At 66.8% G+C, this 14486-nt stretch carries 10 protein-coding genes and 1 pseudogene; 6 read left to right on the top strand and 5 right to left on the bottom strand.

What is annotated here, in order from left to right; genetic code table 11:
• Window positions 1–9: 9 nt before the first annotated feature.
• From J2728_RS08540 to J2728_RS08530, 3 genes are read right to left on the bottom strand one after another with little or no spacing between them, the layout of a single operon-like run.
• Window positions 10–1461 carry an NAD(P)H-hydrate dehydratase gene (locus tag J2728_RS08540; RefSeq protein WP_309998336.1) on the bottom strand — a complete coding sequence of 484 codons (1452 nt, stop codon included), beginning with the start codon at window positions 1459–1461 and terminating at the stop codon, window positions 10–12.
• A 10-nt stretch (window positions 1462–1471) separates the two neighbouring features.
• Entirely contained in the window at window positions 1472–2041 is a 570-nt protein-coding gene (locus tag J2728_RS08535) for a histidine phosphatase family protein (RefSeq protein ID WP_309998335.1), read from the bottom strand.
• A 4-nt stretch (window positions 2042–2045) separates the two neighbouring features.
• On the bottom strand, window positions 2046–3596 hold the full coding sequence (locus J2728_RS08530) for an acetyl-CoA acetyltransferase (protein WP_309998334.1): 1551 nt from the start codon (window positions 3594–3596) through the stop codon (window positions 2046–2048).
• A 237-nt stretch (window positions 3597–3833) separates the two neighbouring features.
• On the opposite strand from J2728_RS08530, the gene J2728_RS08525 reads away from it, so the two are divergent.
• The 3 genes from J2728_RS08525 (at window position 3834) to J2728_RS08515 (ending at window position 8109) form a co-directional block, all read left to right on the top strand.
• Complete coding sequence (locus J2728_RS08525; RefSeq protein WP_013079372.1) at window positions 3834–4172, top strand: P-II family nitrogen regulator; 339 nt, start codon at window positions 3834–3836, stop codon at window positions 4170–4172.
• Between the two features lie 45 nt (window positions 4173–4217).
• Entirely contained in the window at window positions 4218–5627 is a 1410-nt protein-coding gene (gene glnA, locus J2728_RS08520; RefSeq protein WP_309998333.1) for a type I glutamate--ammonia ligase, read from the top strand.
• A 301-nt stretch (window positions 5628–5928) separates the two neighbouring features.
• Window positions 5929–8109: a TonB-dependent receptor gene (locus J2728_RS08515; RefSeq protein ID WP_309998330.1), complete on the top strand. Its 2181-nt coding sequence runs from the start codon at window positions 5929–5931 to the stop codon at window positions 8107–8109.
• Between the two features lie 60 nt (window positions 8110–8169).
• Here J2728_RS08515 and J2728_RS08510 read toward each other — a convergent pair whose 3' ends face one another.
• On the bottom strand, window positions 8170–8565 hold the full coding sequence (locus J2728_RS08510; protein ID WP_309998327.1) for a putative quinol monooxygenase: 396 nt from the start codon (window positions 8563–8565) through the stop codon (window positions 8170–8172).
• A 198-nt stretch (window positions 8566–8763) separates the two neighbouring features.
• Between J2728_RS08510 and J2728_RS08505 the strand changes: the two genes are divergently transcribed.
• The 3 genes from J2728_RS08505 to parE all read left to right on the top strand — a co-directional run bounded on the left by J2728_RS08505 (window position 8764) and on the right by parE (window position 13885).
• Complete coding sequence (locus tag J2728_RS08505) at window positions 8764–10236, top strand: amidohydrolase (protein WP_309998326.1); 1473 nt, start codon at window positions 8764–8766, stop codon at window positions 10234–10236.
• A complete protein-coding gene (locus tag J2728_RS08500) occupies window positions 10236–11588 on the top strand; it encodes an amidohydrolase family protein (RefSeq protein ID WP_309998323.1) in 1353 nt (450 codons plus the stop codon). The genes J2728_RS08505 and J2728_RS08500 overlap by 1 nt, the downstream gene beginning before the upstream one ends.
• A gap of 194 nt (window positions 11589–11782) precedes the next feature.
• The gene (gene parE, locus J2728_RS08495) at window positions 11783–13885 is read left to right on the top strand and encodes a DNA topoisomerase IV subunit B (protein WP_309998321.1); all 2103 of its coding nucleotides are present in this window, start codon (window positions 11783–11785) and stop codon (window positions 13883–13885) included.
• Between the two features lie 367 nt (window positions 13886–14252).
• Here parE and J2728_RS08490 read toward each other — a convergent pair.
• Window positions 14253–14350 (bottom strand): annotated as a pseudogene (locus J2728_RS08490) (hypothetical protein); the annotation flags it as partial.
• Between the last annotated feature and the right edge of the window lie 136 nt (window positions 14351–14486).

The following is a 14486-nucleotide window of genomic DNA, read 5'->3' as shown; positions in this document are numbered from 1 at the left end:
CAAGTGCGCTCAGCGTTTCACGTAAAGCTCGGCCAATACAGCGGGCGCCAGGCCGGGAAGATCCTCCGCGATCAGGCCCGGCCCATGGCGCGCGCCGCACGCCGCGTGGAGCCAGGCGCCCGCGCAAGCGGCCTCGAAGCTCTCCATGCCTTGCGCGATGAGGCCGCCGATGAAGCCGGCGAGCACATCGCCCGAGCCAGCGGTCGCGAGCCAGGGCGTTCCAGTCAGCAACACGGACGCTCTGCCGTCCGGCGCGGCGACGACCGTGTCGGCCCCCTTGAGCAGGACCACGGCCCCAGCCAGCCGCGAGGCTTCTCGAGCCGCGGTGATCCGCTCGGGCGAACGGGCCAGAAGACCCGGAAAAACGCGCTCGAACTCTCCGGGATGCGGTGTGAGAACGTCGTCACGGTCCAGGCAGGCAAACAGGGCCTCGGGGTCGTGGCGAAAGCTGGTCAGGGCGTCGGCGTCGACCACCAGAGCCGCGCCGGTCCGCGCCAGGGCCATGAGATTACGTGCGGTCGCCTCGCCCACGCCCGCCGCGGGGCCGATGATCACCGCGTCCGCGTCCTCGGCGGCGATGGCCAGATCGGCGTCGGATTCGAACGGGGCCAGCATGACCGCTTCCAGATGCGCGGCGTTCACGGCCAGCGCGCTGGGCGGAGACAACACCGTCACGGCGCCCGCGCCCACGCGAAGACCGCCCCGCGCCGCGAGTCGGGCGGCGCCCGTGCTCCAGGCTTCGCCGCTGACGACCTTCAGCCGCCCTCGGCTATGCTTGTGCGCGTCGAAGGCGGGCCAGGGAAAACGCGCCAACCAGAGGTCGGGGTCGTTCTCGAACAGGTCCATGGCCTCGACCAGACCCAGCCCGATGTCCGCGACCACCACCTCGCCGCAAGCTTCGCGCCCTTCCGCGAGGACATGGGCCGGTTTCCGGCGATGGAAGGTCACGGTCATCTCGGCGCGAAAGGCCACGCCTCCTAGCGCGCGACCGGTGTCGCCATGAACGCCCGAGGGCGTATCGACCGCGACGATGCGCGGGTCAGCCGCTCGCGCGGTTCGCGCCAGTTCCGCGACCTCGGCCTCCAGCGGACGCGACAGCCCAGCGCCGAACAGAGCATCTATATAGAGGTGTTCTGGCGCGAGCCGCGAAGAGAGCGGTCGAACCTCGCCCTTCCAGCGCGAAGCGGCCCAGCGCGCGGCCTCCGTGGCCGGGGGATAGGCCGCCTCGACGACGACGGGCCAGCCACGGCGCTTCAGATGACGCGCGGCGACATAGCCGTCGCCGCCATTGTCGCCAGGACCGCACCAGATCACGACAGGCTGACGGCCATATCGAGCCCGGACCGCGTTCGCGACCGCCTCCCCGGCCCGCTCCATCAGGACCTGGATTGGCGTCCCGGCGGCCACGGCGGCGTGGTCGGCGGCGGTCATCTGGGCGACGGTCAGGATCTCTCGCGCCACGGCGACTCCTTCAAAGCACTTGGCTCTGAGCTTCGCGCCCTTTCTCCACCAGGATCAAGCGGTCGCCCTCGGCCTCAAAGGTCGTGCGCGAACAATGGTCCGGACGAAAGACGACGACCTCCTCCCGTCCCGTCGCCACGGCGACCGCCGCGTTCAGGGCGACGAAGTGACTGAACACCGCCGCGCCGGCGTGATCCAGGATGGCGCTCGCCACGCCCCGCGCCCACGCCGCATAGTCCAGATCGCCCTCGATCTCGGCCCAGCGGCCTAGGAAAGCCCTCCGCAGCCAATCCGGACGCTCGCTGGCCGATAACCCCCGCGGCGTCGGAATCTCGCCGACGCGGGGATCGATCTCGACCTCCACCCCGAGGGCCTCGGCCAGTGGCGCGGCGGTCTCGCGACAGCGACGCAGCGGCGAAGACACGACGCGACCGGGCCTCGACGCCGTCGGCAGGGCCAGGATCTCGCGGGCGACCGCCCTCGCCTGCTCCAACCCCGCCGCATCCAGGCCAGGATCATCGTCAGCCCCGCCCCAGGTCGAGGCGGGCCGTCCGTGACGGATGACATGAATGCTCTTCATGCGCTCAGTCCGGCGTGAAGAGATTGCGGACGCCGTCGGGGTGGGCGCCGACCGTACCCAGCCGGCCGACGCCTTCGCGGCTCTCCAGATCGCGCAGCACCGCCGGATCGTCCGGCGTTTGAGCCACGAAGCGACGATCCTGGGCGTCGCGGCCAATCACGATCCCCATCCGCGCGCCCTCGCGTCCGTGGACGACCGTGTAGGTCTCGATCCGAGCGCGGCCTTCCGGCTTTTCGACGATCTCGGGATGCGGCAAGGCGTCGATCTTGGCCTGCAGAACCGCCGGCGACTGACGCTCCCAGCGCTCCTCCACCGGCCTAGTCGAATAGATCCCGACCGATTGCTTGGTCAGGAACCAGCCGTTGGCGGTCGAAAGTCCATAGGCGCCCGGCCGCCCCCTCAGACGCGTCACCATCTCGGCGATGGCGTGGAGGGCGTAGTTGTTCCCAGGTCCGCCGAAGTACGGCAGACCGCCAGTCACGGTCAGGCCCCTCGGATCATCCAGGGCCAAGCCCAGTTCCTCGGCTCCGATCCGCACCGCCGAGGGAAAGCAGGAATAGAGATCGATCAGCGACAGGTCAGCCGCCGTGATCCCGGCCATCTCAAAGGCCCGCTCCCCTGTCAGCCGCATGGCGGGGCTGGAATGATAGTCCTGCCGCTCCAGCGGATACCAGAGGTCGGAGGCATCGGCGCAACCGTGCAGGAACACCCACTTGTCTTCCGGAATCCCCAGCTCCCGCGCCTTGCGAACACTGGCGATCAGAACGGCGGCGGACTGGTCCACCTCCATGATGGCGTTGAGGTATTTGGGATAAGGAAAGCCGACCATCCGATTGCGGTCGGTGACGGTGATGAGCTCCTCGGCCGAGCGCTCGACGGGGAACCAGGCATACGGGTTGGCGGCCGCCACCCTGGTGAAGGGCGCGAACAACGCGCCCAGTCCCCTCTGATGGTCCTCGATCGAACGACCGTCGCGCGCCCGGAGCGCGTTCTCGAATAGCGGATAGGTGTTGACGGGGTAGCCCAGCCCATGCGCCGCCTCTTGCGCCGTCACGCCAGGGCGCGGATCCCCGATCCGTCGCGGCTTGCTGTCGATGCCGTCCGCCCAGCCCTCGAAACCGAGGCCGCCCTTCATCCTCTTCATCAGCGAGCCAAGAAACTCGGCGCCGCTCACCAGGGCCAGTTGCGCCTCGCCTTGGGCGATCCGCTCGCAGACGACATTGACCGCCTGCTGCGGGCTGTTGCCCCCCGTTTCGGTATAGACGCTCCAAGCCGGACTGGCCGAAAGCGCTCGCGCCAGGGACGACGGCGGGTCGGACAGTCGCGGAAGCGGTAGTTTAGACAACCCTCCCGGAGCGTCGATGCTGAACGCCACGACCGCCAAAGCGTCGAGATCGGCAAGAACGGCCCCCTTCACCCCGGCATCGAGAGCGGCGCGTTCCGCCGCAACTTTCAGCAATTCCAGGGGAGAAGGCGAATTTCCCGCATCTCCGCGATACGTGAATTGGCCAGCGCCGATCAAAACCGGCGTGTCGTCGCGCATCTCCACCCCCATTCAAACACTCGTTGGGGGCGATCCTAGGCTCGAAACCGAGCGTCGCAAGCGCATTTGGGCGACATTCTGGCAATGCCCCAAAAAGCGGCGCCGTCAGTCTAATTTTTGAACAGGCTCTCGGAAGTCAACCGCTTGGTCAGTTTTGTGCCCCCCACTCGCTTGCGGGCCAAGGGGCGCCGTGATGGTTGCCCGCTCAGAGAAGGCGGTTCGCCGCCGACGGGCCCGAAAGTGGAACCGATGAAGAAGATCGAAGCCATCATCAAGCCGTTCAAGCTGGATGAGGTGAAGGAGGCCCTGCAGGATATGGGCGTCCAAGGCATGACCGTGCTCGAAGCCAAGGGTTATGGCCGCCAGAAGGGCCACACCGAGCTCTATCGCGGCGCCGAGTACGTCGTGGACTTCCTCCCCAAGATCAAGGTCGAGGTGGTCGTCGAGGACAGCCAGCTCGACCCCGCGCTGGAAGCCATCACCCGCGCCGCCCGCACGGGCCGCATCGGCGACGGCAAGATTTTCGTCTCGGAGATCGCGGAAGTGATCCGCATCCGAACCGGAGAAAACGGTCCGGCCGCCGTTTAGGCCTGACCGACAACACCTAAGAGAGTTCTACAAAGGGGATACGGAATGACCACCGCCAAGGATATCCTGAACCTGATCAAGGAAAAGGACGTCAAGTACGTCGACGTCCGCTTCACCGACGTGCGCGGCAAGATGCAGCACGTCACCTTCGACATCGACCTCGTCGACGACGACTTCCTCAACGACGGCACCATGTTCGACGGTTCGTCGATCGCCGGCTGGAAGGCCATCAACGAGTCGGACATGAAGCTGCGTCCGGATCTGGACAGCGCGATCATCGACCCGTTCTACCAGCAGACCACGCTGGCCCTGTTCTGCGACGTCGTGAACCCCGACACCGGCACCCCCTATAACCGCGACCCGCGCTCGATCGCCAAGGCCGCGCTGAACTACGTCAAGTCGGCCGGCGTGGGCGACACCGTGTACTTCGGTCCGGAAGCCGAGTTCTTCATCTTCGACGACGTGCGCTGGTCGACCGCGCCGAACAACACCGGCTACTCCTACGACTCCACCGAACTGCCGGTGAACTCGGGCAAGGAATATCCGGAAGGCAACATGGGCCACCGCCCGGGCCCGAAGGGCGGCTACTTCCCGGTGAACCCGGTCGACAGCTGCCAGGACCTGCGCGGCGAAATGCTGGCCGTCATGGGCGAGCTGGGCATGAAGCCGGAAAAGCACCACCACGAAGTGGCGCCCGCCCAGCACGAACTCGGCCTGAAGTTCGACACCATGGTCACCATGGCCGACCGGATGCAGCTCTATAAGTACGTCATCCACAACGTCGCGGCCGCCTACGGCAAGACGGCCACCTTCATGGCCAAGCCGATGTTCGCCGACAACGGCTCAGGCATGCACGTGCACCAGTCGATCTGGCAGGACGGCAAGCCGCTGTTCGCCGGCGACAAGTACGCCGGCCTGTCGCAAGAGTGCCTGTGGTACATCGGCGGCATCATCAAGCACGCCAAGGCGATCAACGCGTTCTCGAACTCGACGACGAACTCGTACAAGCGCCTGGTGCCCGGCTACGAAGCCCCGGTGAAGCTGGCCTACAGCTCGCGTAACCGCTCGGCCTCGATCCGCATCCCGCACGTCGACAGCCCGAAGGCCAAGCGCCTGGAAGCCCGCTTCCCCGATCCGATGGGCAACCCGTACCTGACCTTCGTCGCCCTGCTGATGGCCGGCCTGGACGGCATCATCAACAAGATCGACCCGGGCGCTCCGGCCGACAAGAACCTCTACGACCTGCCGCCCCGCGAGCAGAAGAAGATCCCGGAAGTCTGCGGCTCGCTGCGCGAAGCCCTGGAGAGCCTGGACAAGGACCGCGCCTTCCTGAAGGCCGGCGGCGTCATGGACGACGATTTCATCGACAGCTACATCGAGCTGAAGATGGAAGAAGTGATGCGCCTGCAACTGCACCCGCACCCCGTCGAGTTCGACATGTACTACAAGTGCTAAGGGCGAGAGCCTAAGGACAGACCAAGGGCCGGAGAGCGATCTCCGGCCCTTTTTCGTTGCGCGCCGCAAGAAGAGCGGCCGCCAAAACTGGGAATGATTTATTACTTAGAGGCAGCGACTGAACAAAAATGTCGCAACTTCGCAACATAACGGACGTAATCAGCCGATTGCGGCTCAAATCACATGGCGAGAGATATCCGCGAGGCCGAGACTTGGCCTATCGCAGCGCAAACGGAATCGCCGCCAACGCTCCAGTCAGAACGAGCGACCCGGCGTCCAAGATTCACAACAGGATCTCTCCATGCCCAAGCTCAACAGCTCCCTTCGTCGCGCCCTGACTCTGTCCTGCGGCCTGACGGCCCTGACCTCGGCGATGACCGTCGCGCCAGCGGCGTTCGCTCAGGACACCAAGGTCGGCGAAATCATCATCACCGCCCAGAAGCGTAGCGAAAATCTGCAGGACGTGCCGGTCTCGGTCGCCGCGATCGGCGGCGAGAAGCTCCAATCCACCTTCGCCGCGGGCGAGGACATCCTGGCCCTTTCGGCCAAGGCTCCTGGCCTCTACGCCGAGTCCTCGAACGGCCGCGCCGCTCCGCGCTTCTACATTCGCGGCCTGGGCAACGCCGATTTCGATCTGGCCGCATCGCAACCCGTGTCGATCATCCAGGACGACGTCGTCCTCGAGAACGTCGTGCTGAAGAGCTCGCCGATCTATGACCTCGAACAGGTCGAAGTGCTGCGTGGCCCGCAAGGCACGCTGTTTGGTCGCAACACGACCGCAGGCATCGTCAAGTTCGCCACCGTCAAGCCGACGGAAGAGATGAAGGGCCGCGCGACGGCGACCTACGGCAGCTACAACACCTTCACCTTCGACGGCGGCGTCGGCGGCGCCCTGGTCGAAGGCAAGGTCGCGGCCCGCGCCTCGGTTCTGTTCCAGCACCGCGATGACTGGATCGACAACACCTTCACCAAGAAGAACAACGCGCTGGGCGGCTTCAATGAAAAGGCCGGCCGCCTGCAAGTGCTGTTCACGCCGACCGAAAAGCTCTCGGCCCTGTTCAACGTCCACGCCCGCGACCTGGACGGCACCGCCGCGGTGTTCCGCGCCAACGTGCTGACCAAGGGCTCGAACAAGCTGAACAGCAACTACCAACGCGACAAGGTCGCCTTCGACAACACCGCCAACAACCCGCAGAAGTACAAGGGCTACGGCGCTTCGGCGAACATCGAGTACGACTTCGACGGCGCCAAGCTGACCTCGATCACGGCGTACGAGAACACCCACGGCTCCAGCCTGGGCGACATCGACGGCGGCAACCCGACGGGCCCGGGCTTCATCCCGTTCCAGTCGAACACCCGGGACGGCATCAAGAACCTGTTCCAGTGGACCCAGGAAGTCCGCCTGGCCAGCGACACCGACGGTCCGCTGAAGTGGCAGGTCGGCGGCTTCTACTTCGACACCAAGTACGACATCCGCACCGACCCGTTCTTCATGCCGGCCACCACCCTGCGCCAGAAGAACAAGGCCTGGGCGGCCTTCGGCCAAGCCTCGTACGCGGTCAATGACCAGCTGACCCTGACGGGCGGCCTGCGCTACACCGACGACGACAAGGACATGAACGTCGTCTCGGGTCCGAACAACGCGCCGTCGGTGTCGGTGTCGGACTCGAAACTGACCTGGGACCTGTCGGCGTTCTACAAGATCGACGAGGACGTCAGCGTCTACGCGAAGGTCGCCTCGGGCTTCCGTGGCCCGTCCATCCAGGGTCGCGACATCGCCTTCGGTTCGCCGGCCTCGGCCGCCAAGTCCGAGACGATCACGTCCTACGAGCTGGGCCTGAAGAGCGAGCTGTTCGACCGTCGCGTCCGCCTGAACGGCGCGGTCTTCACCTACACGATCGACGACCCGCAGTTCAGCGCCGTCGGCGGCGGTTCGAACTCCAACCGACTGATCAACGCCAAGAAGGGCGAGGCCTACGGCCTGGAGCTGGACAGCGAATTCGTGGTCACCCCGAACTTCGTCGTCACGGCCGGCTACAGCTACGCCCACACCAAGATCAAGGACAGCGCCCTGGCCGTCGCGCCCTGCGCCGCCTGCACCGTGACCGATCAACTGACCGCTGGCGGCCTGGCCCTGGTCAACGGCAACCCGTTCCCGAACGCCCCGAAGTACACCTTCGATTTCACGGCGCGCTACAGCTACCCGATCGCCTCGGGCGAGCTGTTCGCCTACACGGACTGGAAGGTGCAGGGGTACACCAACATCTTCCTGTACCAGTCGAAGGAATTCTACACGAAGGGCGACTTCGAAGGCGGCCTGAAGCTGGGCTACGCCAACAAGGAAGGCGGCTGGGAAGTGGCGGCTTTCGCCCGCAACATCACCAACGAGAGCAACATCAAGGGCGCCATCGACTTCAACAACCTGACCGCGTTCGTCAACGAACCGCGCGTGGTTGGCGTTTCGATCGACGCTCACTTCTAAAGTCGAATAGACCCACGAAGGACGAAGGCCGCGGAGCGATCCGCGGCCTTTTTCTTGTTGTCAGACCTTCAGCCCCTGTCCGACCACCGGCTCGGTTTCGAAGTGCTGGGGAAATCCCGCGATGATCGGCCGGGCCTTGCCGATCGCCGCTCGCACGGCCGGCAATTTCAGAGACGCGGCGTGGGCGTCCTTGTCGGTCCAGACCTCGGTGATCCAAAGCGCGTCGGCGTTGGTCGGATCCTTGGCGATCACATAGCTCAGGCACCCAGGCATCCCGTCCGTGCCCTCGGCGAGGATCGCCAGCAGTTCGTCCCGCTTGCCGGGCGTGGCCAGCATCTGACCGATCAATCCGTACATGGACTTCCTCTCCCGCGATTTGGCGACGCTCGAAAGCGCGGCGGCCGCGGCCAAGCCGCCCGCCAGCGCGCCACGTCTGGCCATCTTGATCCCGCTCATAGGGCCCCCTTGATGCTCGACGGATATGATCCAGCGCGAGCCTTATCTTGTCAGCAGCCAGCATAACGGGCGATGGCCGCGCGGGACGTCACGCGTGCAAGGTTTTTGCTCGAGAGATGCTCCACCGAACGTTGTCCGGCTTGATAAGGCGCGCCTTTTCGTCTGTCCTTTCGCTCTCTTGGAGAGTCGGGGTTTTTCATGATCAGATGGCGTTACGCGGCGACCGCCGCGAGCCTGCTCGCGCTGGGGCTTTCAGCCTGCGCGACCACCGAGACCAGCGCGCCCGCCAAGTCCAATCAAGCCAGCGTCAAGCCCGCCGAGAAGGCCGAGGCCAAGCCGCTGCCCAAGGGACTGGACGGTCAGGTCTCGACCGGCTTCCCCTCGACCTACACGCCCTTCCCGTCCCGCCCGACGGCCTTCGTCGGCGCGACCGTGCTGACCGCCACGGGCCAGCAGATCGAGAACGGCGTGGTCATCGCCTCGGGCGGCAAGATCGTCGCCGTGGGCGGACCGGACACGCCGATCCCGGCCGAGGTCGTCAAGGTCGACGCGACCGGCAAATGGATCACGCCGGGCGTCATCGACGCCCATAGCCACCTCGGCGTCTACCCTTCGCCCGGCGTCTCGGCGCGCTCGGACGGCAACGAGGCCACCGACCCGAACACCGCCCAGGTCTGGGCCGAGCACTCCGTCTGGCCGCAGGATCCGGGCTTCAACCGCGCCCGCGCCGGCGGCGTCACGACCCTGCAAATCCTCCCCGGCTCGGCCAACCTGTTCGGCGGCCGCTCGGTGACGCTGAAGAACGTGCCGTCCCTGACCACGCAGGGCATGAAGTTCCCCGACGCGCCCTACGGCCTGAAGATGGCCTGCGGTGAGAATCCAAAGCGCGTCTACGGCGGCAAGGGCCGCTCGCCCTCGACGGCGATGGGCAACGTGTTCGGTTACCGCAAGGCCTGGATCGACGCGGCCGAGTACGCGCGCAAGTGGGACGACTTCCGCGCCAAGCAGCAGAAGGGTGAGAAGGGCGATCCGCCCAAGCGCGACCTGCAGATGGAAACCCTGGCCGGCGTGCTGAAGGGCGAGATCCTGGTGCAGAACCACTGCTACCGGGCCGACGAAGAAGCGGTGATGATCGATATCGCCAAGGAGTTTGGCTACAAGATCACGATGTTCCACCACGCGATCGAGAGCTACAAGATCGCGCCGTTGCTGGCCAAGGAAGGCATCTGCTCGGCCACCTGGGCCTCGTGGACCGGCTTCAAGATGGAAAGCCTGGACGGCATCGACGCCAACGCCGCGATCCTCTGGAAGAACGGCGCCTGCGTGGTCATCCACTCCGACGACGCGATCATGACCCAGCGGCTGAACCAGGAAGCCGCCATCGCCATGGCCGCCGGCGCCAAGCTGGGCCTCGATATCCCGCGCGCCGAAGCGATCAAGTGGATCACGGCCAACCCGGCCAAGGCCATGGGCATCGCCGACAAGACCGGCAGCCTCGAGCCCGGCAAGGCCGCCGACATCGTCGTCTGGAGCCGCGACCCGTTCAGCGTCTACGCCCAGGCCGAGAAGGTCTTCATCGATGGCGCGCTGATCTACGACCGCAAGGACGCGCGCTTCCAGCCCAAGTCCGATTTCGAGCTCGGCCAACCCGGCCAGGGAGCGTTCAACTGATGATCCGGTCTCTGCTTCTCGCCAGCGCCGCCTGCGCCCTGGCCCTCCCTGCGGCGGCCCAGACGGTCGCCATCGTCAACGCCCGGATCGAGCCGGTCTCCAGCGCCGCGATCCCGAACGGGGCCCTGGTGATCAAGGACGGCAAGATCGCCGCTCTCGGCGCCACGGTCACGGTTCCGGCCGGCGCCAAGGTGATCGACGCCAAGGGCGGCGTCGTTACTCCCGGCTTCATCGCCCCGTCCTCGAACCTCGGCGCGTCCGAGATCAGCGGCGTGCGCGAGACCCGCGACGACGGCACCGGCAACGCGCTTTCGGCCGCCTTTGACATCAGCTACGCGATCAACCCCGCCTCGACCTTCATCGGCCTGGCCCGTGACGGCGGGATCACCAGCTCGGCGGTGACGCCGGTGCTGACCGGGACGGGCGGCGGCGCCCATCAGCACGCAGACGACGGCGAGGTCGAGGAGATGACCGCCGGCAAGAGCGGCGACGGCGACCCGCCGCTGTTCGGCGGCCAGGCCGCGTTCATCCGCTTGAAGGCCGGTGCCCCCGACATCGTGGAAGCCAGCAAGCTGGCCGTCACCGTCTCGCTGGGCGAAAGCGGCGCTCGAGCCGCCGGCGGCTCGCGCGGCGCCAACCTGATCCTGATCCGCTCGGCGCTCGAGGACGCCCGCGCCTTCGCCGCCCGCCGCGCGGCCTTCGAGCAAGGCGCCACCCGCGACTTCGGTCTCTCGCGCCTGGACCTCGCGGCCCTGATCCCGGTCGTGCAGGGCAAGATCCCGCTGCTGATCCGCGTCTCCCGCGCCGCCGACATCCGCCAGGCGCTGAAGCTGGCGGCCGAGGAGAAGATCAAGATCGTCCTCGAAGGCGTCGAGGAAGGCTGGATGGTCGCGCCCGAGATCGCCAAGGCCGGCGCGCCGGTCATCCTCGATCCCCAGGCCGACCTGCCCGATAGTTTCGAGGCCCTGGCTTCGCGGCTCGACAACGCCGCCCGCCTGCACGCCGCCGGCGTGTCGGTGGCGATCAACGGCTCGCGGGACTTCAACAACCTGCGCCAAGAGCGCCTGAACGCCGGTCTGGCGGTCGCCAACGGCCTCCCCTACCCGGCGGCGCTCGCCGCCGTGACCCTGGTCCCGGCCAAGATCTGGGGCCAGGACGCCAAGGTCGGCTCGCTCGAGGTCGGCAAGCTGGCCGACGTCGTGGTCTGGAATGGCGACCCACTGGAGACCACCAGCTGGCCCACCACGGTCCTGGTCGGCGGCGTCGAGCAGCCCAAGGACGGCCGCCACGAGCAGCTGAAGGCCCGCTACGTCGCCAGCGACCAGAGCGGCTATCCGCCGGCCTATCGCTGAGACTGCCTCCTCCCTAGCGGGGGAGGCGGCCGTGAAACAGACGGAGGGGGAAGTCCGGCGAAGCCTGTCCCTTCCCTCTCCGTCGCCTGGCGGCGACACCTCTCCCACCGGGAGAGGATTTCATTTTCTCTTTTCAGGGGAAGCCGGGCCCGCCATACGAGGCCCCCGCGTTCGAATCGCCTAGACTTCCCCTGATGTCATCCTCCGATAAGACCCCCTCCCTGTTTGGCGACGACGACGCCCTCGCCCCGGTTCCGGCCGCGCCGCTGCTGAGCGGCGTGGAGCCGCGCGTCGAGGCGACGCCGCGTCCGATCCCGCCGCCCCCGCCCTCGTCCAAGCCCGCCCCCGCGCCCGCCGGCAAGCCCGGCGAGTACTCGGCCGCCGACATCGAGGTGCTGGAAGGCCTGGAGCCGGTCCGCAAGCGGCCGGGCATGTACATCGGCGGCACCGACGAGCGGGCCCTGCACCACCTGTTCGCCGAAGTGCTGGACAACTCGATGGACGAGGCCGTGGCCGGCTTCGCCAAGACCATCGAGGTCAAGCTCGACGCCGACGGCTTCCTGTCGGTCAAGGACGACGGCCGCGGCATGCCCGTGGACCCGCACCCGAAGTACCCCGGCAAGTCGGCGCTGGAGGTCATCATGACCGTCCTGCACGCCGGCGGTAAGTTCACGGGCAAGGCCTACGAGACCTCCGGCGGCCTGCACGGCGTCGGCGCCAGCGTCGTCAACGCCCTGTCCGAGCGCGTCGAGGTCACCGTCTGGCGCGACGGCTTCGAGCACCTGCAGGTTTTCTCGCGCGGCAAGCCGCTGGGTCCGATCCAGCAGGTCGCCCCGTCGAAGAAGAAGGGCACCATGGTGCGCTTCAAGCCCGACGACGAGATCTTCGGCGACGGGACCAACTTCAAGCCGGCGCGCCTGTACCGCATGGCGCGGTCCAAGGCGTACCTGTTCCGCGGCGTTCAGATCAAATGGTCCTGTGATCCCTCGCGGATCCATGACCAGACCCCGCCCGAAGCCACCTTCCACTTCCCCAACGGCCTGGCCGACTTCCTGGCCGAGCGCGCCAAGGGCCTGACCACGATCACGCCCGAGAGCTTCTCGGGCCGCATCGAGCGCCAGGGCGAGGCCGGCGCGGTCGAGTGGGCCGTGACCTGGACGCCCCAGGGCTTCGGCGAGCACGACGGCTTCATGCAGTCGTACTGCAACACCGTCCCCACGCCCGAGGGCGGCACCCACGAGAGCGGCTTCCGCGCCGCCCTGACCCGCGGCCTCAAGGCCTATGCGGACCTCAAGGGCGAGAAGCGCGGCGCGATCATCACCGCCGACGACGTCGTCGCCCAGGCCGGGGCGCTGATCTCGGTGTTCATCAAGAACCCCGAGTTCCAGGGCCAGACCAAGGAGAAGCTCTCGACCACCGAGGCCCAGCGCTTCGTCGAGGCGGCCCTGCGCGACCCGTTCGACCTGTGGCTAAGCTCCAGCCCGAAAAACGCCCAGGCCCTGCTGGAATTCGTCATCGAGCGGGCCGAGGAACGCCTCAAGCGCCGCAAGGACAAGGAAGTCTCCCGCGCCTCGGCGACCCGCAAGCTGCGTCTGCCCGGCAAGCTGGCCGACTGCGCCGGCGGGGCGGTCGACGGCGCCGAGCTGTTCATCGTCGAAGGCGACAGCGCCGGCGGCTCGGCCAAGCAGGCCCGCGACCGCAAGTACCAGGCGATCCTGCCCCTGCGCGGCAAGATCCTGAACGTCGCCTCCGCGTCCGGCGAGAAGTTCACCGCCAACAAGGAGCTGTCGGACCTGATGCTGGCCCTGGGAGCCCAGGGCGGCAGCAAGTACCGTGAAGAGGATCTGCGCTACGAGCGGATCATCATCATGACCGACGCCGACGTCGACGGCGCCCACATCGCCTCCCTGCTGATCACCTTCTTCTACCGCACCATGCCGGACGTGATCCGCCAGGGGCACCTCTTCCTGGCCCTGCCGCCGCTGTACCGCATCGCCCACGGCGGCAAGAGCGAGTACGCCCGCGACGACGCCCACAAGGACGAGCTCCTGGCCACGGTCTTCAAGGGCAAGAAGCCCGAGATCGGCCGCTTCAAGGGCCTGGGCGAGATGATGGCCTCCCAGCTGAAGGAGACCACCATGGACCCCAAAAAGCGCACCCTGGCCCGCGTCACCCTGCCCCGCCACGAGGAAAGCGTCGAGGAACTGGTCGAGACCCTGATGGGCCGTAAACCCGAGCTGCGGTTCAGGTTCATCCAGGAAAACGCCGAGTTCGCGTCGGCGGATTTGGATCTGTAGGCCACAAATCCTCCCCCTAGCGGGGGAGGTGTCCGCGAAGCGGACGGTGGGGGAAGTCCCGCTGACCTTGCCTCCTCCCCCTCCGTCGTCTCTTCGAGCCGACACCTCCCCCGCTGGGGGGAGGATTTTGAACGCACGCACCCGCCACTTCACGCGGTCGCCCGCTGAAGGGATGGAAAGGGACGCGGAGCGCCGGACGACGTCCGGAGTAGTTTGAGTAATACCGTTTCGACGAAGCCCGACGCTCCGCGCGACCGTTATCCGCCAGCGTCCCGGGAAGGTGGCCCTGTTCGGGCCTTACCGGGACCTGGGACCTCTCGTTTCCAAGAGACCCAGCGATCGGAGAGGGACGAACCCTTTCCCCCGACCACGCCCACGGCGGGCGGGTGAGCCCAGCAGCTCATCCCCGGACCGTCCGAGTAACCCCCTCGAACCTGTCCCCGCTCGATCGCCCCCCGCCGCCACGATGGTCGCTGGCCACGCGCCCTTTCCTCGCGGCGAGGTGGGTAAAGGATAAGGGCGGTTTCAACGCGGATGATCGAGCGGGGTGTAAAAGTGGGAAGGGGTTGATTTCGTTGGGGTCGTTTCCGGATACGCGGAT

Source organism: Caulobacter segnis (assembly GCF_031454995.1).
GTDB classification, from domain to species: Bacteria; Pseudomonadota; Alphaproteobacteria; order Caulobacterales; family Caulobacteraceae; genus Caulobacter; species Caulobacter segnis_E.
Note: the sequence above shows the minus strand (reverse complement) of the source record. Positions and strands in the feature narration are given on the sequence as shown.

Excerpts from the sequence above, each read along its gene's own strand:
- J2728_RS08515 (WP_309998330.1), top strand. The coding sequence starts at position 5,929 with ATGCCCAAGCTCAACAGCTCCCTTCGTCGCGCCCTGACTCTGTCCTGC.
- J2728_RS08505 (WP_309998326.1), top strand. The coding sequence starts at position 8,764 with ATGATCAGATGGCGTTACGCGGCGACCGCCGCGAGCCTGCTCGCGCTG.
- J2728_RS08525 (WP_013079372.1), top strand. The coding sequence starts at position 3,834 with ATGAAGAAGATCGAAGCCATCATCAAGCCGTTCAAGCTGGATGAGGTG.
- J2728_RS08500 (WP_309998323.1), top strand. The coding sequence starts at position 10,236 with ATGATCCGGTCTCTGCTTCTCGCCAGCGCCGCCTGCGCCCTGGCCCTC.
- parE (WP_309998321.1), top strand. The coding sequence starts at position 11,783 with ATGTCATCCTCCGATAAGACCCCCTCCCTGTTTGGCGACGACGACGCC.
- J2728_RS08510 (WP_309998327.1), bottom strand. The coding sequence starts at position 8,565 with ATGAGCGGGATCAAGATGGCCAGACGTGGCGCGCTGGCGGGCGGCTTG.
- J2728_RS08535 (WP_309998335.1), bottom strand. The coding sequence starts at position 2,041 with ATGAAGAGCATTCATGTCATCCGTCACGGACGGCCCGCCTCGACCTGG.
- J2728_RS08530 (WP_309998334.1), bottom strand. The coding sequence starts at position 3,596 with ATGGGGGTGGAGATGCGCGACGACACGCCGGTTTTGATCGGCGCTGGC.
- glnA (WP_309998333.1), top strand. The coding sequence starts at position 4,218 with ATGACCACCGCCAAGGATATCCTGAACCTGATCAAGGAAAAGGACGTC.